We start from the raw sequence: 22750 nt of genomic DNA on the forward strand, positions 1-22750 counted from the left end.
GGACCCGGGCGTGAGCCCGGGTCCGCCCGCTGCTGTTTGCCTGGAGACCCACATCAAAACGTCAGAGATCTTGTCGGCCACGGGGATCGACCTCTTCTACGGACGGTCGCATGCCGTCAGGGGCGCGACCATCGCCCTGAGGCGGGGAGAAGCGGTAGCGATCACGGGACAGAGCGGGTCGGGAAAGTCGTCCCTCCTGTACTGCCTGGCAGGCGTATTGCCCGTCACGTCAGGGCAAGTCCGTTTCGAGGGACGAACGTTGGGTGCGCTCGACGATGACCGGCTCAGTGCGCTGCGTCGCGATCGCTTCGGATTCGTCTTCCAGTACGGGGAGTTGCTGCCCGAACTGACCGTGGAGGAGAACACGGCGCTTCCGCTGAGACTGGCAGGGCAGCGCAAGAGAAAGGCGCTCGCCGCGGCCGGCGAGGTGCTGGAACGACTCGGGCTCGGCGACCTGCGGGGGCGGCGCCCCTCGGAGGTTTCGGGCGGCCAGAGCCAGCGAGTCGCTGTGGCGCGTGCCCTCGTGCACCGGCCGGCGGTGGTCTTCGCCGACGAGCCCACCGGATCGTTGGACAGCGCCAACGCCGCCACGGTGCTGGACGAGTTCCTCGGCCTCGCCCGCTCACAGGGCACGGCCGTCGTCCTGGTCACCCACGACCCGAAGGTCGCGGCGCGGGCGGACCGTCACTACACGATGTGCGACGGCTCACTGCTCGTCCGAGAACAGGAAGCGTCGTGAGGGAACTTCTTCTGGGGCTGAAGCTGTTGCTCGGCAGCGGGCGCGGAAATCGCGCGCGGTTCGCCCTCATGGTGGCGGGCGGCTCGCTCGGTGTGTGCTGTCTGGCGATCGTGCTCGCCATTCCAGGGATCCTCGAATCCCAGGACGGGCGTGTCGCGGCCCGGCAGCGGGTCGTTGCGCGAGACAGCACCGGCCGTGCGATCTCTGACGGCTTTCCGTTGGCGATCGACCGCACCGATCCCTATGGCGCGACACCTCTGACCCGGGTCTTCATCGCGCGAGGCACCAGGGAGATCGAGCCGCCGCCCGGTCTGGTCACGCTCCCCCGGGACGGCCAGGTATTCACTTCCCCCGCTCTGCACCGACTGCTGCGGGCCGAGCCGGGGTTGGCACAGCGGCTTCCGGGCAAGGAGGCAGGGCTGATCGGAGCCAAGGGGCTGGCGCGCCCCGACGAACTCGTGGCCTACGTGGGCGTGAGCCGCAGCGCGCTCTCCGACGGACGTCCCGTCAGGCGGTGGGGCATTGGCTACGTGCCGATTCCCACGATGGAGCCTGCCACGCTCGACACCCTCCGTTTCGCCATGGCAGGTGTCGTGCTGCTGCCGCTCACCGTCTTCCTCTCGGTGTGCGCGCGTCTGTCCGCGGCCGAGCGCACCCGCCGCCTGGCCGCCCTCCGGCTGCTGGGGCTGAGCAGGAAGGGCACGCAGCGGGTGAACGCCGCCGAGACGGTCGCGGCGGCCACTCTGGGCGCTGTCCTGGGCCTCTTCCAGTACGAGGTGGTGAACCAGCTCGTGTGCTGGGTCGGCCTGCCCGGCTTCAGCATGTATCCGTCCGACGGGAACCTCTCGGCCACGACGGTCGTGGTGTGCCTTGTGGGCTGTCCCGCGCTCGCGTGGTTCGTGGGTCGTGCCAGCGCGCGCAAGGCCGCGGCCAGTCCACTGGCCGTTCGGCGCGGCGCGGTGGAGAAGGCGCCGTCGAAGTGGGGATTCGTGCCTCTGGCCGCCGGTGTCGGCGTGATGACGGGCTACTGCGTCGCAGGAGCCACGGGGCATGTCCCCACCAGTACGTTCCTGTCGGCGTGGCTCGTTCCGTCGGCGATCGTCCTCGTCGGCGTGGGGCTCGTGCTGTCTCTTCCCGAGCTGTCCGGGTTTCTGGCGCGCAGGGTGGCCCGCACCACGGAGTCGCTCCCGCTGGGCCTCGCGATGCGGCGCAACGAGGCGGAGTCCGGTGGTGTGCTCCGGGTGGCCGCCGGCCTTGTTCTGCTGGTGTTCGTCGCTTCCCTGGCGCAGGGCGTAGTCATCCAGATGAACGAGGTTTCCAGGAACACCTCGGCGGTGCAGCGGTACGACATCCTGCTCGAGAAGATCGGGGAGTCTCAGCGGCGGGCGCTGGAAAGCCTGCCAGGGCTGCGGACGCACTTCGCCGTGATGACGTCGGACTACGACGGCGGCGAACTGCCACACAACGCCGCCACCGCGGTGGTCGCCTCGTGTACCCAGTTACGAAGGGCGGTGCGGTCGGTCGAAGGGTGCGTCGACGGACGGCCTCTGTGGCTGCGGGATTCCGCGCCGACGGAGGGCGGCTTCGAAGCGGGGGACAGCTTCCACTTCGCGCTGGGGGATGGGCGCCACAACCGCGATCTGAAGCTCACGGTGCCGGACCAGAAGGTGCGGGTCCACAACAAGGCGGGCAGCGAAATGATCGGTGGCGAGGCGATTCTCCTGCCGCCGACCATGCTGCCGAGGCACGTCCGTTATCCGCTGCGGACCACCCTCGTTCTCGTCAGCGACTCCGACAACGCGACGGTGCGGCGTGTTCTCGACGGGATCGGCGCAGCCGTCCCTACGGAGATTGTCGTCCCGCAGGGAGTTGACGTCACCGCCCTCCAGGAGAACGCCATCGTCAAAACCCTCCTCACCGTAGGCATCGTCCTCGGCCTCGTCATCGGTGTCGCCGCCTACCTCGTGGCCGCCACCGACCGTGCCGTGGAGCGGCGGCCGCAGGTCACCGCGTTGACCCTGCTCGGGGCGCGGGCGCGGACGCTGCGGGCCGTGCAGGTGGCGCAGGTGGTGCTGCCGTTGGTGGTGGGGCTGGTGCCGGCGGTGCTGGTGGGGAAGATGGCCGAGACGAGTTACCTGGTCGTCGGAGGCGGGACGGTGTTCTGGGACGGGGCCGGGGTCCCTGTCCTGCTCGTCGGCGCGCTGGGCGTCGTGGCCGTCGCCGCGGTCGGTGCGCTGCCGCTGGTCGGGCGGCGGATCGATCCCGAGCTGATTCGGCGTCACTGACCCGCTGGTCCGGCGTCACTGACCGGGCCCGACGGTCCGAGGCAGGAGAAAGGGGTGCGGCGTACGGTGAGTGACAGGCATCGGTGAAAGAGGTCCGGCATGGCCGCGTGGAACGTGAACGACATCCCCGACCAGAGCGGTCGTACGGCCGTCGTCACCGGCGCCAACAGCGGGATCGGCCATGTCACGGCGCGTGAGCTGGCCCGGCGTGGAGCGCGGGTCGTGCTGGCCTGCCGGAGCGAGGCACGGGGGAACGAGGCGGGCGACCGGATCGTCTCCGAAGTACCGGGCGCCGACGTGGAGTTCGTACGACTGGACCTCGGAGACCTCGACTCCGTGGGGGAGTTCGCGGCGACGTACGACCACGCGTACGGCGAGCGCCTCGACCTGCTCGTCAACAACGCCGGGGTGATGGCCCTGCCGCAGGGGCGTACCGCCGACGGGTTCGAGACGCAGTTCGGGGTCAACCACCTCGGGCACTTCGCGCTCACCGGGATGCTGCTCCCCGCCCTGCTGAACACCCCCCGCGCACGCGTCGTGACCGTGTCGAGCATGGTGCACGCGCTCTCGAACATCGACCTCGACGACCTCGACAGCGAGCGCCCCTCCTACCGGCGCTGGATCGCCTACGCCCGCTCCAAGACCGCCAACCTGCTCTTCACCCATGAACTGGCGCGCCGACTGGCGGCCGTCGGGTCCGACGTCGTCGCGGCCGCGGCGCATCCCGGGTACGCCGCGACGAATCTGCAGACCGCCGGGCCCCGGATGGCCGGCCGCAAGGGAGCCGAGCGGTTCATGGAGATCGGCAACCGGGTCTTCGGGCAGAGCCCGCAGGCGGGGGCCCTGCCCACGCTGTACGCGGCCACCGCGCCCGGCGTGCGCCCCGATTCCTTCACCGGACCATCGTTCGCGATGTGGCGCGGCGCTCCGGCGGAGTCCTGGCGGACCGGCTGGACCCGCGACGACACGGCGGGCGAGCGGCTCTGGGACGTCTCCGAGCAGCTCACCGGAGTGCCGTACGACGCCCTGAAGGCCTGACCGGTCGACCGGCGCCCCGGAGCGCCCCGCCGCCGTCGACCTCCAGGTTCGCGCCGCCGTCCGGCCGGGTCCGCATCCGCCGGATCTGGGCCCGGGGAGCCAGGAACACCCCGGTCGTGCCGATGTCGCACCGCGTGTGCCGGTCCTTCTTCGCAAGGTCCGCGAGCGGTGCCCCCAGGTCTTTCCGGAACGACCGGTCAGGTCAGTCGGTGTGCGCGCTGTCCGGCCGTGTCCGTACCTCGTAGGTCGTGACCGTCACCGTCCCGTCGTCCAGGCACCGTCCCGACTCCAGGTCGAACCGCTGCTTGAGGAGGGGCGAGGCGACGAAGGGACGGCCCTGGTGGGAGCCGGTCAGGCCGCGGGAGAGGACCGCCGCGCCGCTGAACGGGTCGCGGTTGTCGATGGCGTACGTCCGGCCCGACCGGTCGCGGAACACAGCGGCCTGGCGGCCGTCCGGCAGCAGCGCGGCCACCCCCCGGCCGGGTGTCAGGGCGGACAGCTCGCAGATGGTCAACCAGGCGTCATACAAGCGCAGTTGGACCTTCGGGGGCTGGGTGTTCCGTGGTCGGGTCATCGCTGGGCGCTTCCTTCCAGGGGGCGTCGGCCGATGGCCAGCAGCGGCAGGTCCGGTTTGATCTGATCGCGTTCGGGGACGAAGCCGACCACCGGGTCGGGGGTGCCGGGGGCGTTCACGAACGACACGAAGCGGGCCAGCCGTTCCGGGTCGCGGATGGTCTCCGCCCACTCGTCGCGGTAGGCGCGGACATGGGCGGCCATCAGGGAGTCCAGCTCTTCGCAGATGCCGAGCGAGTCGTGCACGACGACGTCCCGGACATGGCCGAGTCCGCCCGGGATCCGCTCCAGCCAGGCCGAGGTGCGCTCCAGCCGGTCGGCGGTACGGATGTAGAACATCAGGAACCGGTCGATCAGACGGATCAGTTCGGCATCGCCCAGGTCCTGCGCGAGCAGGTCGGCGTGGCGCGGTGTGGCACCGCCGTTGCCGCCGACCCAGAGGTTCCAGCCGCCGGCCGTGGCGATGACGCCGAAGTCCTTGGACCGGGCCTCGGCGCACTCCCGGGCGCACCCGGAGACCGCGGACTTGAGCTTGTGGGGCGAGCGCAGCCCGCGGTAGCGCAGCTCCAGGTCGATCGCCATCCGGACCGAGTCCTGGACCCCGTAGCGGCACCAGGTCCGGCCGACGCAGGACTTCACGGTCCGCAGCGCCTTTCCGTACGCGTGCCCCGACTCGAAGCCCGCGTCCACCAGCCTGGCCCAGATCAGGGGGAGTTGCTCGACCCGGGCGCCGAACAGGTCGATGCGCTGACCGCCCGTGATCTTGGTGTAGAGACCGAAGTCCCGGGCGACCTCACCGATCACGATGAGCTTCTCGGGGGTGATCTCGCCGCCGGGGACCCGCGGCACGATCGAGTACGAGCCGTTCCTCTGCAGGTTGGCGAGGAAATGGTCGTTGGTGTCCTGGAGGGCCGCCTGCTCGCCGTCGAGGACATGGCCGCTCGCGCCGGTGACCGCGGCGAGCGAGGCGAGGACCGAGGCGACGGCCGGTTTGCAGACCTCGCAGCCGTCGCCGCCCCGGGCACCGGGCCGCCCGTAACGGTCGAGCAGCGCCTGGTACGAGGAGATCCGCAACGCGAGGACGATCTCGTACAGCTCCTCGCGGGTCTGCGGGAAGCAGCCGCACAGGCCGTGGTCGGCCTCGACGCCGTGCGCCGCCAGTTCCTCGTCGACGAGCTGACCGAGGACCCTGACGCAACTCCCGCAGCCCGTACCGGCCTTGGTGCACTTCTTCACCTCCGGCACGGTGGTGCGGGAGTGCTCGGTGACCGCCGCGCGGACCGTGCCCTTGGTGACGTTGTGGCAGGAGCAGACGACGGCCGAGTCGGGGAGCGCGGAGGGGCCGAGAGCGACCGGGGCGCCCGTGCCCGCCGGAAGCACCAGGTGCTCGGGGGCGATCGGCGGCACGGAGCCGGTGAGGGCGCGCAGGGTGCCGTACGCGTCGGCGTCGCCGACCAGGATGCCGCCGAGCAGCTCGCCGTCCGGGCCGACGACGAGTTTGCGGTACGTGCCGGAGCGCGAGTCGGAGTAGACGACGTCGAGGCAGCCGGCGGTGGTGCCGTGCGCGTCGCCGAAGGACGCGACGTCCACACCGAGCAGCTTGAGCTTGGTGGAGAGGTCGGCACCGGTGAAACCGGCGTCCGTGCCGGCGATCGTCGCGGCGGCCGTCTCGGCCATCTCGTACCCGGGCGCGACCAGCCCGTACACCCGGCCGTCGGACGCGAGGGCGCACTCGCCGATCGCGAACACACGCGGGTCGGAGGTGCGGCACCGCTCGTCGACCGTGATGCCGCCGCGCTCGCCGACCGTGAGCCCGGTGTCGCGGGCGAGCCGGTCGCGTGGACGCACGCCCGCCGAGAACACGACGAGATCCGTGGGGAGTTCGGAACCGTCGGAGAGTCTCATGCCGGTCACGGCGCCGTCGGCACCGGTGACGATCTCCTGGGTGCCGGTGCCGGTGTGGACGGTCAGACCGAGGTCCCTGACGGTACGCAGCAGTGCCGCGCCGCCGCCCTCGTCGACCTGCGCGGGCATCAGCCGCGGCGCGAACTCCACGATGTGGGTGGCCAGTCCGAGGCCCTGGAGCGCGCCCGCCGCTTCCAGCCCCAGCAGACCGCCACCGACCACCGCGCCGGTCGTGGCCCGCGCCTTCGCGAACTCCTCGATGGCGAGCAGGTCTTCGATGGTCCGGTACACGAAGCAGCCCTCGGCGTCCCTGCCGGGCACGGGCGGCACGAAGGGGACGGAGCCGGTGGCGAGGACCAGGGTGTCGTAGGCGACGGTCAGACCGGAGCGGGCCGTCACCGTCCGCGCCGCCCGGTCGATCGTCTCGGCCGGGTCGCGGAGGTGCAGCTCGATGCCGTGCGCGGCGATGAACCCGGCGTCGGTGAGCGACAGTTCGTCCGGGGTACGGCCCGAGAAGTACGAGGTGAGCCGGACCCGGTCGTAGGCCGGACGGGGCTCCTCGCACAGCACGACCACCCGGTGCGTGGCGGTCAGCCCACGCTCGGCCAGCGCCTCCAGGAAGCGCTGGCCGACCATGCCGTGGCCGACGAGCACGATGGTGGGGGTGTCCGTGGACATCAGGAGCCTCCGTCGTTGGGGAGCGGTGGAGCGGCCTGCGGCCAGGACCCCGGTGGGCGGCACGCGGTGGCGGGGGCGGTGCGTCTCGGCGCCGGCGGGTGCGGCGGGAGCCGTCCCGAGCGCCGGTTGTTCGCGGCGCCGGGCTCGTCGGGACGCCGGGTCCGCCGGGTCCGCCGGGTCGCCGGGTGCTTCGCGCCCCGGGCGGGACGGGCCGCCGCGGATCCGGTGCCGGTCACCGCCGGCCGCGCGTTCGAGGTCATGTCCGCAGCGTGCGATGCCGGTGTTACCCGGTCGCATCACCGCTGTTTCCCGGGCGGAACGCTGACCTCAGCGGGGGCGGCGACCGGTTGTGAGGGTCCTCGCCGCCCCCGTCCGATGGACGCCACCGGTGGTGCCGCGGTCCGGCACGCGTCGCCACCGGGTGCCGCCGTCCGTCATGGCTCACCGGTGGGTCCCGCCGGCACCCGTCACCGCTGGGTGCCCCGTCCACCGGCCGGCACCGCCGAGACCCCTCACAGCCGGGCGCACCGCTCACCGGGAGCTCCCGCAGGCCCCCTCAGCGCAAGGCGCACCCCCACCGGCAGGCGCCGCCGACACCCCTCACCGATGGGTGGGGGCGCGCCCGCCGTGCCCGCGCGCGAGGAGGTGAACCTCAGAAGACACCCAATTCCGTGGACGGCACATCCATCCGGTCCATAGGGTCGCGATCATGCCCGACATATCGCTGACCATGGTGGTCGTACTGTGCCTCGCCTCCCTCGCGGCGGGATGGATCGACGCCGTGGTGGGCGGCGGCGGACTGCTCCTGCTGCCCGCGCTGCTGCTCGGGCTGCCGAGCGGGACCACGGCGGCGTACGCGCTCGGCACCAACAAGGCGGTCGCGATCGTCGGGACGAGCGGCGCGGCGGTGACGTACGCGCGCAAGGCGCCCGTCGACGTGCTGCTGGCCGTCCGGATCGGTCTCGCGGCACTCGCCGGGTCGACGGCCGGTGCCTTCGTGGCCGCCGGGATGAGCACGGACGTCCTGAAACCGGTCGTCATGGTGGTCCTGGTCGGCGTCGGGACATTCGTCATCCTGCGCCCCGCGTTCGGCACCGCGCCCTCCACCGAGCCCGTCTCGCCGCGCCGTGTGCTCGCCGCGATCGGACTGGCGGGCCTCGGCATCGGCTTCTACGACGGGCTCATCGGCCCCGGCACGGGCACCTTCCTCGTCCTCGCTCTGACCGCGCTGCTCCACCTCGACCTGGTGACCGCCTCCGCCACCGCCAAGATCGTCAACTGCTGCACCAACGCGGGCGCCCTCGCGACCTTCGCCTGGAAGGGCACGGTGTACTGGCAGCTGGCCGCGCTGATGGCGGTCTTCAACCTCGTCGGGGGCACGGTCGGGGCGCACACCGCGCTGAAGCGGGGCAGCGGGTTCGTCCGGGTGGTCCTGCTGACGGTGGTGTTCGCGCTGGTCGCCAACCTGGCGTACCAGCAGTGGGCGGCCTGAGGCCGGAGCACCGGCCGGGCCCGGGTCAGCGGCTGCCGGTCAGATGGGCGAAGACGACCACGTTGCCCTGGTATCCCGTCGTGCTCGAATAGCCGCCGCCGCAGGTGATGACACGCAGTTCGGGGCGGGACGCGGCCCCGTACACCTTGTCGTCGGGGAAGTCGCGGGCGTCGTACACCTCGACGGCGTCGACGGTGAAGCGGGCGGTGCCGCCGTCACGGCGGGCCACCTCGATGGCGCTGCCCTTGCGCAGCGCGCCGAGGTCGTAGAAGACGGCCGGCCCCTCGGTGTTGTCGACATGACCGGCGACGATGGCGGTGCCGCGTTCGCCGGGCGTGGTGCCGGCCTCGTACCAGCCCGCGAGGTTCTTCCGCGCGGCGGGCGGGACGTCCAGACTGCCCTGGGGGGTGAGTCCGAGGCCCATCAGCGGGGCGTTCACACCTATCGAGGGTATGAGGATCCGCTCGGGCGGGGAGTGGCGGAGCGCGGGGACCGGCTGCCGGGCGGCGCCTCCGGTGCCCGACTGGGCGACGGACGGCTGGGGCGGCGGATGGCCCTCGGTGCCACTGCGCACCAGCCAGACGCCCGAACAGAGGGCGACCACGGTGACGGACGTTATGACGATGTTGCCTATGTTGCCTATGTTTCCTGTGCTGCCGGCGTCGCCGGCGCTGCCCGGGGGACCGGCCTTGGACATCCGGCGCACGGGAGCCTCCTCTCGGGGTTCTTCAGGGGTCCTTTCCGGGCCGCCTCGGGGTGTCGCTCTGGGGGGTGTCGGGGGTGGGTCCCCGTCCCCCTCCGGGCCGCGAGGGGCGTCGGGCCACGGAGGGGGAGGGGACGGCGGTACCGGCGGACGGACAGCGGAGGGTGTCCGTCAGATCCCGTCGCCTCTCGCCCGGCGATGCAGGAGCCAGGTACCGCCCGCGGCGGCGACGGCCAGTGCCGCCACTCCCGCCGCGGTCTTCGTGGGGTCGGTGCCGAGTGCGCCACCGACGCCCGTGTTCACATGTCCGCGCGGCTGGATCTGGTCGCGCGCCGGGGTCGTCGCGGCCATGGTGACCGTCAGATCGCCGGTGACCTGTGTGCCGCGGGAGCACTTCGCGACGATCTCGTACGTTCCCGGCTGCGCGCTCGGCGGCACCCGGAACCGGCCGACCGCGTCGTTCTCGCGCGTGCCGGCGGCGAGCATGAAGGTGCCGGCGCCGACCGCGCTGGCGTCACCCGTCGCGGCGCCGTTCGTACCGCACGCCGCCGTGCTGACGGTGATGTCGCCACCCGGGAGCGCGGTGGCGGGGGACACCTCCAGGTTCACGGTGCTCTCGCCGTACGCGGGTGCGACGGTGAGCCCCGCGGCGGCGACGGCGAGCGCGGTACCGGTCAGCAGACGGGCTGTGCGTCGCATGGTTGCTGCTCCTCCGAGGGGGCGCGGCCCGCGGCACCCCCAAGTGCCGCTGCGTCGGTCGTGCCCCTGCCCTTCCGAGGAAAGTGGCATCGGAGGGCGCCCGCTTGCCGGGGGAAAGCCGGACGTGTGCTGAACGGGTGTCGTGAGAGAGGGCCGTACGGGGGGATCGGAGAGAGTTTCGGCAGGTCAACGGTGTGCGCCGAACGCGAGGGCCGAGCGGGCGTCCGATGGGGGAAGGGCGGGGGTGAACGGGTGAAGGCGCCCGGCCCCGGCGACCTGTGCGTCCGGTGTCGGCCAACGGACGCCCGGTCCGGGCGACATGCGCTTCCGGCCCCAGCGACACGGACGCCCGGACGGCCCCTGCGACACGGACGCCCGGACGGCCCCGGCGACCCGGGCGTGCGGCCCAGGCGAGGGACGCGGCGCCCGCTCGACCTCGGCACGACCGGACGTTCCCTGGGCGTACGGCCCGGGGAGGCTCCCTGGGCGTACGGCCCGGCGACCGCCGAGTCAGCCCACGGACACGGCGGACCACGCCGCCGCGACCGCGGCGTACTCCGTGCTCCCCGCGCCGTACAGATCCTTGGCCGCGCTCAGGGCCGCCGTCCGCGCGCCCGCGTACTTGGTCGAGGACGTCATGTAGACCGTCAGCGCCCGGTACCAGATGGCGCCGAGCCTGTCCCGGCCGATGCCGGTGACCGTGGAACCGTCGCAGGTCGGGCTGTTGTAGGAGACTCCGTTGACGGTCGCCGCGCCGCTGCCCTCGGCGAGCAGGTACGCGAAGTGGTTCGCCACGCCCGACGAGTAGTGGACGTCGAGGTTCCCCACCGACGAACTCCAGCAGTCCGCCGAGTCGCCGTCCTTGGAGGGCCGGTCCATGAAGCGCAGGGCCGGCTTGCCGAACCCGGAGCGTACGACCTTCTCGCCGATCAGGTAGTCCCCGGGGTCGGTGGCGTTGTGCGCGTGGAACTCCACCAGCGTGCCGAAGATGTCGGAGGTCGCCTCGTTGAGACCGCCGGACTCACCCGAGTACGTCAGCGCCGCCGTCTTCGAGGTCACGCCGTGGGACATCTCGTGACCGGCCACGTCGAGGGCGACCAGCGGGCCGAGCGTCGTCCCGTCACCGTCGCCGTACGTCATGCAGAAGCAGTCGTCGTCCCAGAAGGCGTTGTTGTAGTCGGTGCCGTAGTGCACGCGGTTGTACGAGCCCTTCCCGTCGCCCGCGATGCCGTTCCGTCCGTGCACGTCCTCGTAGTAGTCCCAGGTCTGGTCCGTGCCGTACTGGGCGTCGACCGCGGCGGAGGAGCGGTCCGGGGCCGCCCCGCCGCCCCAGTGGTTGTCGGCGTCCGTGAAGAGGGTCGCCGGGGCGCGGCTGACGCAGATCCCGAGGACGCACAGGTCCGTCTTGTCCGCCGCGTCGCCCGTGTACGTGTTCCCACGGGTCGGGTCCTTCAGCTGGTACGCCGATCCGGACGGCGTGGTCTCCAGCGGGACCGTGCCGCTGTAGAGCGACCTGCCGTCACCGGTCGCCGTCTCGATACTGTCCCAGGCGTCGATCTGCCGGCCGGTGCGGGCGTCGGTCAGCACCGCGCGGGCGACCGGGTTGCCCAGCGAGTCCTGGCCCACCACGTCGGTGCGCCAGGCCAGCCGGGGCGCACCGTGCAGGGCGTCGACCACCAGTCTCGGCCGGGCCGTCACCTTCCTCAGGGTCTGGCCGACGTGCGCGGCGCGCAGCGCGGTGGCGGCCAGACCGGCGGCCTTCGGTGCGGAGAGCGCGGGCGTGGTGGTGGGGAGGGCCAGGTCGCGGGAGGTCGCCCGGTCGGCGCCGCGGTAGGAGCGGTCGGGGGTGAGGTGGACCACGAAGTCGCCGCCGAGCACCGGCAGGCCGCGGTACGTGCGGTCGTAGCGCACATGGCGGCCGCCGTCCGCGTCGACGACGACGTCGCGCACGCTGGTGCCCTCGGCGGAGGTCAGGCCCAGCCGGGCGGCCTCGCGCACGAGGGCCGTCGCCGCGTCGGCGATCGCGGTGGCCCGGCTCGGCCGGTCGGCCGCGCCTGCGGTGGGGGTGAGGGCGCTCGTCAGCAGGGCGGTGGTGGCCGCGGCCACCCCGGCGGCGGCCAGACGGGAACCTCGGGTGGGCCGTATCCGGTTCCGGCTCATCGGTCTCCTCGGGGAGGCACGCTCAGGCGTGTGTGGGAGGCACGCTCAGGCGCGTGGTGGGGTGGGGGGGCGCTGATGTCCGTTCAGGTTTAAAGGTCCATGACATGTCATGTCCATAGCGCTCGCGTGGTTTCGGCGAGTGTGGAGAGGATCGTTTCCGCGCCCTCACGAATGAGTGACGATCATGGAGACGGCGGCCGGAACGCCCCCGGAACAACCACAGGAACGACGCTTGTGGCACCCTCCGGAGCGGCCCCGGGACAACCCCGGGGACGAGGGGAGGAGACCGGCTCTTGAACGCCACGCACGCGGGACGGCTGCCGTTCTTCGTCTACGGCACGCTGCGCCCCGGCGAACACAACCACGACCTCTTCCTGCGCGGACGGACGCTGTCCGAGGAGCCCGGAAGGATGGGGGGGATCGTGCTGTACGACGGCCCCGGCTACCCGTACGCCGTCGAGGAGCCCGCCGGTGTCGTGCGCGGGGAACTGGTCACGGCGCTGCCCGAGGCGTACGGGGAACTGCTCGGCGCGCTCGACAGGCTGGAGGAGTACGTGCCGGGCGACCCCCTCAGTCCGTACGAGCGGGTGGTGCGGGACGTGACCCGCGTGGACGGCACGGCCGCGCGGGCCTGGGTGTACCTGGCCGCCCCCGCCGTCGCCGCCCGGCTGCGCGCCCACGGCCGGCCCGTCCCGGGCGGGGACTGGCGGGAGCGCCGGCGCACGCCGTGACGGGGTCCGTCGCCGGTGCCCGCCGGGAGCGGTGCGCCGGGAGCGGCGCGTGACCGGCGACCGCCGCCGGTCACTGGCGGTTGAGCGAGCGGGTGACGCCCGCCGCGATCGTCGTCGCCAGGATCCAGCCGGTGGCGATCAGCAGGTACGAGAGCCACTGGAACCCGCCGCGTGGCGCGAAGGCCGTCTCCTGCCCGAAGTCGACCAGGGGCAGCAGCAGGTCGAGGGTGTAGACGAGGGGATTGAAGCCGGGTGCCTCGGCCGGTTTCAGGGCGTGCGGGTGGTGCAGCGCGAAGGCGAGCGCCCCCGTGCACAGCAGCAACAGCAGCCAGCCGGCCGCACGCATCGGACGGAACCCGTACCCGACGGTCGCGTCCTGCAGAAGACCCCAGAACCGAGCGGGGCGTGACAGTGTCCCGCGGTGCCGCCGGAGCTTGGCCAGCTGCACCGAACGCGCCGCGGCGTCGTCACCCGCGGTCCGGTAGGCGGCCGCCAACTGCTCGTAGGCGTACGGAAGATAGCCGGACTCCTCGCGTTCCAGCAGCGGCAGCCGCAGTTCGGCGGGCAGGTGCGGGGCGAGGGTGCGATAGCTGAGGCCGTCGATGCGCACCCGGCCCGGCCAGGTCTGCGGGGGAACGTGCAGCAGGTCCAGCTGGGAGCGGCGCAGATTGACCGTGCCCACGATCGGGGCGGCGTCGCGCAGCCACAGCTCGCCGATGACACAGCTGCTGGCCCGCAGGGCGGGTCCCCCGGGGTTCGACAACTGGGCGTAGGCCAGATTGAGCTGGTGGGGAATCCTGGCACCGCTCAGGTTGACCCGCCCGTGGGCGCGCAGCCGCATGGCCCGCAGATCGGTGCCGACGGTCAGCGTCTCGGCGTGCAGCGCGGTCCCGCCCGGCGTGTGCAGCTCCGCGTCGTCCAGGTTCAACTGCCCGCCCAGGGTGGCGCCGTTCAGCCGGACCTGGCCGTGGGCGACGAGACCGACCGCCCACACATCGGTGCCGACCTCGGCGTGGTTGAGCTGGAGGGCCGGTTCCGCCGCGGTCTCCGGAGCCCCGGGATCCCGGTCGGGGGCGTCCGGGTCCGCGGGCACCCCGAGCCGCGCCCCGTTCAGGAAGACGGCGCCCGAGATCTTCGCGCCCTGGAGCCGCACCTGCCCGGTGACACGACAGCAGCTGAGCCGCAGCACGCCCTCCACCCGCAGGGTGCCCGCGGTGAGTCCGGGCAGCACCGAGTCGCTCAGCACCAGGTTGCGCAGCCGCGCCCCGTACAGGTTCGGGTCCCGCTCGAAATGGCAGAACCGCAGGCGTACGGGATGGTCGACCGTCCCGTAGGTCAGGTCCAGCCGCCCGGTGACGCGCGCCCCGCTCAGCCTCAGGCCGGCTATCTCGCCGTCCCGGGCGTCCGCGCCGATCAGCAGTGCCCGCAGCACCTCGGCGCGCACGGTCCGCTCCGGTCCCCAGGAGGCGCCGTCCGCGGGGTCCTCGTCGGGGCTCTCGCGGAAGTCGACGCCCTCGCCGAGCGGGAAGGCGTCCCGGACCCGGCATTCCGCGGGTGTCAGGTCGGCGGGGATCACCGCGCGCCCGCCGCCGCCAGCGCCCGCGCCACCCCGGGCTCCTTCCGCCCGAGGAAGCGCGGATCGGGCTCGAACACCACGTCCAGCAGGGCCTTGCCCGCCGCGAACACCTCGCGGGCACCCCCGTAGTACCAGGTGACGTCGTGCTTGGCGTCGACCCCGACGCCGTACGAACGCACCCCCGCCGCCCGGCACAGCTCGACGGCCCGCCGGATGTGGAACCCCTGGCTGATCAGCACCGCCTCGTGGATCCCGAAGATCTTCCGGGCCCGCACGCACGAGTCCCAGGTGTCGAACCCGGCGTAGTCGCTGACGATCCGGCCGTCCGGCACCCCGTGCCGCGTCAGATACGCGCGCATGGCGTCCGGTTCGTCGTAGTCCTCGCGGCTGTTGTCCCCGGTGACGAGGACGACCTCGATCCGCCCCGCCCGGTACAGCCGCGCCGCCGCGTCCAGCCGGTGCGCGAGGTACGGGGACGGCTCGCCGTCCCACAGCCCCGCGCCGAACACCACCGCGACCCCGGTCCTCGGCACGTCCGCGGTGGTCCGCAGCCGGTCGCCCGTCACCACGTACAGCCAGGTCGCGGGGAGCAGCGCCAGAACGCACAGCAGCATGATCACCTGCACCGCCCGGCGCTGCCCGGCCCGGGTGCGCGGGAGCCGCGGGAGCCGTTTGAGCCGAGCGGAGGACGGTCTACGGGTGCTCGGGCGCGGCAGGCGCAGCATGGTCGGTGTCCCCCCGGGTGTGGCGTCGGCTCGCGGCGGCGTTCGACAGATGGGGACGCAGCGTAGGCCCGTTCGGTTCGGTGCGGTACGCCGACCGGGACCACCACGGTCGGCCGGCGCCGCCCGACCGCGGGCTCGGGAGGCTCACAGACCGGCCGCACGCCACCGTGAACCCCCGGAAAACACCCGTCATGCCGGTGCAACGGCACGGCAACCTCCTACCGGCACCATCAGCCCATGACGGCGTCGCAACCCCCTCACGACGAGCCCCCGACCGGCACCGGGGCCCGGCTGCTCCCGGGCGCTCCCCTCGACAGCACGGCGCAACTGATGCGAGCGATCACCAGCCGGCTCGGCAGCCGGCTCGGCCTCGTCGCGCTCGACGGCACACCGCGCCCGGCGCGCCCGCCGCTCGTCCTCGTCGCGCACGGCAGCCGCGACCCGCGCGCGCTCGCCACCGTGAGCGCCCTCGCCGAACGGGTCCGCGAGATGCGCCCGCACCTGTCCGTGCGGCTCGGTCACATCGAACTCGACGAACCGCTGCTGGCCGCCACCCTCGCCTCCATCGACACGGCCCGTGACCCCCGCGCCGTCCTCGTGCCGCTGCTGCTCAGCCGCGGCCACCACGTCAAGCGGGACGTCCCCGACGCCGTGGCCGCCGTCCCGGGCCTGCGCGCCCGCGTCGCCACCCCGCTCGGCCCGCACCCGCTGCTCGTCGAGACCCTGTACGCGCGGCTGGTCGAGGCCGGCTGGCACACCCGGACGAGCGACGCCGCCCGCCGGGGGAGCGGCGTCGTGCTGGCCGCCGCCGGCTCCCGCGACCCCGAAGCGGCCCTCGACACCCGCCACACCGCCCGGCTGCTGGCCGAACGCCTCGGGGTGCCCGTCGTGGCGGCGTACGCGTCCGCCGCCACGCCCACCGTCCCGGCCGCCGTGCGCGCCATGGCCGCCCGTGGCCGCCACCGCGTCGCCGTCGCCTCCTACTTCACCGCGCCCGGCCGCTTCGCCACCGCGTGCGCCGAGGCCGCCCCCTGGATCGCCGCCGCGCCCCTGGGCGCCCACCCGGCGATGGCCCGCCTCGTCCTGCACCGCTACGACCAGGCACTCGCGACCCCCGAGCCGGCCTCCGAACGCGAGCTCGCCGCGACCTGAACCGGGGCGCGCGGCGGTCCCGCGGGCCCCGATCGTCACCGCCTGCGTCTACTGTCGGGTGCATGGAAGGCACCGCACCGAAGGCGTTCGAGCACCACCCCGGCCCCGAGGAGTACGACGAGAGCGCCGTCGAGCGCTGGGCGGCCGAGCCCGACAAGCGCCCCGGACGCACCGCCTTCCAGCGCGACCGCGCGCGTGTGCTGCACTCCTCGGCGCTGCGCCGGCTCGCGGGCAAGACCCAGGTCGTCACGCCCGGCACCCTCCCGCAGGGCCTCGACTCCGCCCGCACCGGGGGAACCCTCGACCGGGCCTGGGACGCCAGCCCCCGCACCCGGCTGACGCACTCCCTGGAATGCGCCCAGGTCGGCCGTGAGCTGGGCGCCGCCCTCGGCTGCGACCCCGACCTCGTCGAGGCGGCCTGTCTCTCCCACGACCTCGGCCACCCGCCCTTCGGGCACAACGGCGAACAGGCGCTGAACGAGTTCGCGCGGGACTGCGGAGGTTTCGAGGGCAACGCGCAGTCGCTGCGGCTGCTGGCGCGCATAGAGCCCAAGCGGTTCGTGCCGTCGAAGGAGACCGGCGAGCTCGTCAGCGTCGGACTCAACCTCACCCGCGCCACCCTCGACGCCGCCACCAAGTACCCCTGGCCGCGCGGCGCCCACCCCACCGCCCCCGGGTCACCGAAGTTCGGCGTCTACGAGGACGACCGGCCCGTCTTCGACTGGATCCGCGAGGGCGCCCCCCCGACCCGTACCTGCTTCGAGGCCCAGGTCATGGACTGGGCGGACGACGTGGCGTACTCGGTGCACGACGTCGAGGACGGGCTGCACGCGGGCCACATCGACCCCGGCTGTCTGTACGCCGAGCCGGAGCGGCAGGAGATCTTCGCGGTGGCCGTCGGGCGGTACGTCTCCGCGGACACCGACCCCGCCGAACTCGCCGAGGCCCTCGACCGCCTCCTCGACCAGGACTGGTGGCCGCACGGCTACGACGGATCGGCCATCGCGCAGGCCCGGCTCAAGGACGCCACCAGCCAGCTCATCGGGCGTTTCTGCCTGGCCGCGGAGGGCGCCACACGGACCACGTACGGTCTCGGCAGACTCACCCGGTACGGCGCGGAACTGGTCGTTCCGCGCGCCGCGCGCCTGGAGTGCGCGGTCCTCAAGGCGGTCGCCGACCGTTACGTCATGCAGCGCGCCGAGCAGGAGCTGCTCCGGGCCGATCAGCGGATCGTCGTCGCCGAACTCGCCGAGGCGCTCACCGCCCGCGCCCCGGACGGCCTGGACCCGCAGTTCAGGGCACTGTTCGACGAGGCGCCCGACGACCGCGCCCGCAAACGGGTGATCGTCGACCAGATCGCCTCGCTGACGGACGCCTCGGCGCGCTCACTGCACCTCAGGCTCACCACCCGCCCCACCGCAGGCGGCGGAGTGTGACCCTGCGTGGCCTGATCGGGCCACTCCCTCTTCCCGCATCACGCTGCGTGCGGGACGCTCGCATGGGGCGACATCCTTACGAGGAGGCATCAAGTGGTCGACGCGGATCAGACATTCGTCATCGTCGGAGGAGGCCTGGCCGGCGCCAAGGCGGCCGAGACACTCCGAGCGGAGGGATTCACCGGGCGGGTGATACTGATCTGCGACGAACGTGACCACCCCTACGAGCGCCCGCCGCTCTCCAAGGGGTACCTCCTCGGCAAGGAGGAGCGCGACAGCGTCTTCGTGCACGAACCCGCCTGGTACGCGCAGAACGACGTGGAGCTGCACCTCGGCCAGACCGTCGACGCGATCGACCGGACCGCGAAGACGGTCCGCTTCGGCGACGACGGCACCCTCGTCCACTACGACAAGCTGCTCCTCGCGACCGGTGCCGAGCCACGCCGCCTCGACATCGCGGGCACCGACCTCGCCGGAGTCCACCACCTGCGCCGCCTCGCCCACGCCGAACGGCTGAAGGGAGTCCTCGCCGCCCTCGGCCGGGACAACGGGCACATCGTGATCGCGGGCGCCGGCTGGATCGGCCTGGAGGTCGCGGCCGCGGCCCGCGAGTACGGCGCCGAGGTCACCGTCGTCGAGCCGGAGGCGACCCCGCTGCACTCGGTCCTCGGCCCCGAGCTCGGCCAGCTCTTCACCGAGCTGCACCGCGAGCACGGCGTCCGCTTCCACTTCGGTGCCCGCCTCACCGAGATCGTCGGCCAGGACGGCATGGTGCTCGCCGCCCGCACCGACGACGGCGAGGAACACCCGGCCCACGACGTCCTGGCGGCCATCGGAGCGGCGCCGCGCACCGGGCTCGCCGAGGCCGCCGGCCTGGAGATCGCCCCCCGTGCGCAGGGCGGCGGCATCGCAGTCGACGAACGGCTGCGCACCTCCGACCCCGACATCCACGCCGCCGGCGACGTCGCCGCCTTCCCCCACCCCCTCTTCGGCACCCGGCTGCGCGTCGAGCACTGGGCCAACGCCCTCAACGGCGGACCGGCGGCCGCCCGCGCGATGCTGGGCCGCGAGACGACGTACGACCGCGTGCCCTATTTCTTCTCCGACCAGTACGACGTCGGACTCGAGTACTCCGGCTGGGCGCCCCCGGGCACCTACGACCAGGTGGTGATCCGCGGAGACGCGGGCAAGCGGCAGTTCATCGCCTTCTGGCTGAAGGACGGCAGGGTGCTGGCCGGGATGAACGTGAATGTGTGGGACGTCACGGAGCCGATCCAGCAGCTGATCCGATCCCGGGCCCAGGTGGACGCCGAGGCACTGGCCGACCCGCACGTCCCGCTGGACAGTCTGCTCCCGTGACCCACGGCGGCGCTCGGCTGTCACCGCGCCCCCGTAGAATTCACGCGTGGCTGGAAGGATCAACGACGAGGACGTGAAGGCTGTTCGGGACGCGGTCCCGATCGACGCCGTCGTCTCGGAGTACCTCCAGCTGCGCAACGCGGGCGGCGGCAACCTCAAGGGCCTGTGCCCCTTCCACGACGAGAAGTCACCGTCCTTCCAGGTCAGCCCGAGCAAGGGTCTCTTCCACTGCTTCGGCTGCCAGGAGGGCGGCGACACCATCACGTTCGTGATGAAGGTCGACCACCTCTCCTTCTCCGAGGCGGTCGAGCGTCTCGCCGGACAGGCGGGCATCACACTCCGTTACGAAGAAGGCGGGTACAACCCGTCCCACCAGCGTGGCGAACGCATCCGCCTGGTCGAGGCCCACAAGGCCGCCGCGCAGTTCTACATCGACCAGCTCGACACCAGCCCCGAGGCCGACACCGGCCGCAAGTTCCTCGCCGAGCGCGGCTTCGACCAGGCCGCCGCCGCGCACTTCGGCGTCGGCTACAGCCCGCAGGGCTGGGACCATCTCACCCGCTACCTCCGCGGCAAGGGCTTCTCCGACAAGGAGCTGCTCCTGTCCGGCCTCTCCCAGGAAGGCCGGCGCGGCCCCATCGACCGCTTCCGCGGCCGCCTGATGTGGCCGATCCGCGACATCGGCGGCGAGGTCGTCGGCTTCGGCGCGCGCAAGCTGTACGAGGCGGACAACGGCCCGAAGTACCTCAACACACCCGACACGGCGATCTACCGGAAGTCCCAGGTCCTGTACGGCATCGACCTCGCCAAGAAGGAGATCGCCAAGACCAGCCGCGCGGTCGTGGTCGAGGGCTACACCGACGTCATGGCCTGCCACCTGGCCGGCATCACGACCGCCATCGCGACCTGCGGCACGGCCTTCGGCGGCGACCACATCAAGATCCTCCGCCGACTGCTGATGGACAACGGCTCGGCCCGTGTCATCTTCACCTTCGACGGCGACTCGGCCGGCCAGAAGGCGGCCCTGCGCGCCTTCGAGGACGACCAGAAGTTCGCCGCCGAGACCTACATCGCGGTCGCCCCGGACGGCATGGACCCCTGCGAGCTGCGCCTCGCCAAGGGTGACGAGGCGGTCGCCGACCTCGTGGAACCACGCACCCCGCTCTTCGAGTTCGCCCTTCGCCACATCGTCGCGCGCTACGACCTGGAGACCCCGGCCGGGCGGGCGTCCGCGCTCGACGAGGCGGCCCCGGTCGTCGCCCGCATCAAGAACACCGGCGCCCAGCACGAGGTCGCCGTGCAGCTCGCGGGCATGCTCGGCATCCTCGACACCCAGTTCGTGGTCAAGCGGGTGGCCCAGCTGGCCCGTTGGGCCCGCGACCGCGGCGGCAAGGGCCCGGCCGGCCCGGCCCCCGCCGGACAGCGGCCGCAGCAGACGTACGCGGCCGTCCAGACACCTCACGGCGGCCCCGCCCTCAACCTCCGCAACCCCGTCTTCGCCACCGAGCGCGAGCTGCTGAAGCTCGCCCTCCAGCGCCCCGAGCTGGTCTCCCCGGCCTTCGACGCCTATGGGATCGACGAGTTCACCGCCCCGCCGTACGCCGCCGTACGCCAGGCGATCATGGAGGCGGGCGGCGCGGAGTACGGTGCCCAGGACCCCCAGGAGTACCTCGTCCTGGTCCGCGAGGCCGCCCCGGACAACACGGTGCGCGCCATGGTCACCGAGCTGGCCGTCGAGGCCATCATGCGCAAGACCGTCGACGAGACCTACGCCGGCGACCAGCTGGTCATGGTCCGCCGCCGTGCCGTCGAGCGTCGTGTCGTGGACGTCCAGGGCGCCCTGGCCCGTGCCAGCGCCCACGGCGACCCGGCCCAGCTGACCGCCGTGCAGAACGAGTTGTGGGTCCTCCAGCAGTACGGGCAGGCGCTGCGCGAGCGGGGCGCGGAGGCGCTCTGAGGGCCGGTCCGGTCAGGGCCACCACCACTCCACCGGCGCCGCGCCCGAAACCCGCACGTCCCTGACACGGCCCCCGGCGCCCGCATGTTCCCGGGTGTCCGCCCCCCACATGCGCCTTTCCGCAGGTTTCGCACGCCCGGTCCTGCGCACTCGTGCACGAGGGTAATCGCGCGGTCACGCACCGGACGCAAAAAGTCACCGCACGCCCCTCGTGGCGGCGATGTGTCGTACTCCACACTGGGTTCCGGTGCCTGAGTCCTCGGAGCGCGGCCGACCCGCACGCGGCGGGTTCCCGATACCCGCCGTTCCGCCAAACGACTACGGGATGGACAGCGGCGAGGCCGCCGCCCCCATCCCCGACGTACCGCTGCCGCACGCCTCAGCAGCGACATTCCTGGAGGTCGCCCCCGTGCAGACCCAGACCCTCACGCAGACCGACAATCCCACGGACACGGAGCCCGGCGCCGTCGCGGCGCTCCCCCCGCAGAGCCGTGCCGCGCACCACCCCGAGGCGGAGCCGGAGGAGGCCCCGCCCGAGCCGGACGGGCCGCCCCCGGACGCGGTCGACGTCGAGACCGAGGCCCCCGAACCCGTGGAGCCGCTGCGCACCCGCACCGCGGACACCGGCGGCCCCTCCTCCGACCTGTTCCGTCAGTACCTGCGGGAGATCGGCCGCATCCCGCTGCTCACGGCGGCCGAGGAGGTCGAACTCGCCCGCCGGGTGGAGGCCGGTCTCTTCGCCGAGGAGAGGCTGCGGCTCGCCACCGACCTGGACAGCCAACTCGCCCTCGACCTCGACAAACTGGTCGTCATGGGCCGGATGGCCAAGCGCCGGCTGATCGAGGCGAACCTGCGGCTGGTGGTCTCGGTGGCGAAGCGCTACGTGGGCCGCGGCCTGACCATGCTCGACCTCGTCCAGGAAGGAAACCTGGGCCTGATCCGGGCCGTCGAGAAGTTCGACTACGCCCGCGGGTACAAGTTCTCCACGTACGCGACCTGGTGGATCAGGCAGGCCATGTCACGGGCGCTGGCCGACCAGGCCAGGACCATCCGGGTCCCCGTCCACGTCGTCGAGCTGATCAACCGGGTGGTCCGCGTGCAGCGCCGCATGCTGCAGGAACGCGGCTACGAACCCACGCCCGAGGAGGTCGCCGCCCACCTCGACCTCCCCAGCGAGCGGGTGAGCGAAGTGCTGCGCCTGGCCCAGGAGCCGGTGTCCCTGCACGCCCCCGTGGGCGAGGAGGACGACGTGGCGCTGGGCGACCTGATCGAGGACGGCGACGCGGCGTCGCCCGTCGAGTCCGCCGCGTTCCTCCTCCTGCGCGAGCACCTGGAGGCGGTCCTGTCCACGCTCGGCGAGCGGGAACGCAAGGTGGTGCAGCTCCGCTACGGTCTGGCGGACGGCCGCCCCCGCACCCTGGAGGAGATCGGCCGCATCTTCGGCGTGACACGCGAACGCATCCGCCAGATCGAGTCCAAGACCCTCAACAAACTGCGGGACCACGCCTTCGCGGACCAACTGCGCGGCTACCTCGACTGACG

General features: G+C 72.7%; 17 protein-coding genes. 10 read left to right on the forward strand and 7 right to left on the reverse strand.

The window, feature by feature from the left end; translation table 11 throughout:
• Positions 1-67 precede the first annotated feature (67 nt).
• From GFH48_RS26990 to GFH48_RS27000, 3 genes are all read left to right on the forward strand, one after another.
• Entirely contained in the window at positions 68-739 is a 672-nt protein-coding gene (locus GFH48_RS26990; protein ID WP_407698722.1) for an ABC transporter ATP-binding protein, read from the forward strand.
• A complete protein-coding gene (locus GFH48_RS26995) occupies positions 736-3024 on the forward strand; it encodes an FtsX-like permease family protein (protein ID WP_153290726.1) in 2289 nt (762 codons plus the stop codon). Before GFH48_RS26990 ends, GFH48_RS26995 begins: the two co-directional genes overlap by 4 nt.
• Positions 3025-3123: 99 nt before the next feature.
• Complete coding sequence (locus tag GFH48_RS27000) at positions 3124-4062, forward strand: oxidoreductase (protein WP_153290727.1); 939 nt, start codon at positions 3124-3126, stop codon at positions 4060-4062.
• Between the two features lie 202 nt (positions 4063-4264).
• Here the strand turns inward: GFH48_RS27000 and nirD are convergent, their stop codons facing one another.
• Together nirD and nirB are read right to left on the reverse strand one after the other, a co-directional pair.
• A complete protein-coding gene (nirD, locus tag GFH48_RS27005; protein WP_153290728.1) occupies positions 4265-4636 on the reverse strand; it encodes a nitrite reductase small subunit NirD in 372 nt (123 codons plus the stop codon).
• Entirely contained in the window at positions 4633-7218 is a 2586-nt protein-coding gene (gene nirB / locus GFH48_RS27010; RefSeq protein ID WP_194280685.1) for a nitrite reductase large subunit NirB, read from the reverse strand. Before nirB ends, nirD begins: the two co-directional genes overlap by 4 nt.
• A 709-nt stretch (positions 7219-7927) precedes the next feature.
• On the opposite strand from nirB, the gene GFH48_RS27015 reads away from it, so the two are divergent.
• A complete protein-coding gene (locus GFH48_RS27015) occupies positions 7928-8710 on the forward strand; it encodes a sulfite exporter TauE/SafE family protein (protein WP_153290729.1) in 783 nt (260 codons plus the stop codon).
• A 25-nt stretch (positions 8711-8735) separates the two neighbouring features.
• Here GFH48_RS27015 and GFH48_RS27020 read toward each other — a convergent pair whose 3' ends face one another.
• The 3 genes from GFH48_RS27020 to GFH48_RS27030 all read right to left on the reverse strand — a co-directional run bounded on the left by GFH48_RS27020 (position 8736) and on the right by GFH48_RS27030 (position 12272).
• Complete coding sequence (locus GFH48_RS27020; protein WP_153293128.1) at positions 8736-9407, reverse strand: class F sortase; 672 nt, start codon at positions 9405-9407, stop codon at positions 8736-8738.
• A gap of 177 nt (positions 9408-9584) precedes the next feature.
• Entirely contained in the window at positions 9585-10112 is a 528-nt protein-coding gene (locus GFH48_RS27025; RefSeq protein ID WP_153290730.1) for a hypothetical protein, read from the reverse strand.
• A gap of 510 nt (positions 10113-10622) precedes the next feature.
• Entirely contained in the window at positions 10623-12272 is a 1650-nt protein-coding gene (locus tag GFH48_RS27030; RefSeq protein WP_153290731.1) for a M4 family metallopeptidase, read from the reverse strand.
• A 293-nt stretch (positions 12273-12565) separates the two neighbouring features.
• Here GFH48_RS27030 and GFH48_RS27035 point away from each other — a divergent pair, with 293 nt between their 5' ends.
• On the forward strand, positions 12566-13003 hold the full coding sequence (locus GFH48_RS27035; protein ID WP_153290732.1) for a gamma-glutamylcyclotransferase family protein: 438 nt from the start codon (positions 12566-12568) through the stop codon (positions 13001-13003).
• Between the two features lie 70 nt (positions 13004-13073).
• Here the strand turns inward: GFH48_RS27035 and GFH48_RS27040 are convergent, their stop codons facing one another.
• Positions 13074-14579, reverse strand: coding sequence for a membrane-associated oxidoreductase (locus GFH48_RS27040; RefSeq protein ID WP_153290733.1), 1506 nt, complete (start codon positions 14577-14579; stop codon positions 13074-13076).
• A complete protein-coding gene (locus GFH48_RS27045) occupies positions 14576-15304 on the reverse strand; it encodes a SanA/YdcF family protein (protein ID WP_153290734.1) in 729 nt (242 codons plus the stop codon). Before GFH48_RS27045 ends, GFH48_RS27040 begins: the two co-directional genes overlap by 4 nt.
• A 237-nt stretch (positions 15305-15541) precedes the next feature.
• Here GFH48_RS27045 and GFH48_RS27050 point away from each other — a divergent pair, with 237 nt between their 5' ends.
• From GFH48_RS27050 to GFH48_RS27070, 5 genes are all read left to right on the forward strand, one after another.
• Positions 15542-16456, forward strand: a complete 915-nt coding sequence (locus tag GFH48_RS27050; RefSeq protein ID WP_153290735.1) for a sirohydrochlorin chelatase — start codon at positions 15542-15544, stop codon at positions 16454-16456.
• Positions 16457-16518: 62 nt separating this feature from the next.
• A complete protein-coding gene (locus tag GFH48_RS27055; RefSeq protein ID WP_153290736.1) occupies positions 16519-17892 on the forward strand; it encodes a deoxyguanosinetriphosphate triphosphohydrolase in 1374 nt (457 codons plus the stop codon).
• Positions 17893-17985: 93 nt separating this feature from the next.
• The gene (locus GFH48_RS27060; protein ID WP_153290737.1) at positions 17986-19251 is read left to right on the forward strand and encodes an NAD(P)/FAD-dependent oxidoreductase; all 1266 of its coding nucleotides are present in this window, start codon (positions 17986-17988) and stop codon (positions 19249-19251) included.
• 46 nt (positions 19252-19297) lie between these two features.
• Positions 19298-21208 (forward strand): DNA primase, encoded by a 1911-nt coding sequence (dnaG, locus tag GFH48_RS27065; RefSeq protein WP_153290738.1) that lies wholly within the window; start codon positions 19298-19300, stop codon positions 21206-21208.
• Positions 21209-21455: 247 nt separating this feature from the next.
• A complete protein-coding gene (locus tag GFH48_RS27070) occupies positions 21456-22748 on the forward strand; it encodes an RNA polymerase sigma factor (RefSeq protein WP_153290739.1) in 1293 nt (430 codons plus the stop codon).
• The last annotated feature ends 2 nt before the right edge of the window (positions 22749-22750 follow it).

It is taken from the genome of Streptomyces fagopyri (assembly GCF_009498275.1).
In the GTDB taxonomy this organism is placed as follows: domain Bacteria; phylum Actinomycetota; class Actinomycetes; order Streptomycetales; family Streptomycetaceae; genus Streptomyces; species Streptomyces fagopyri.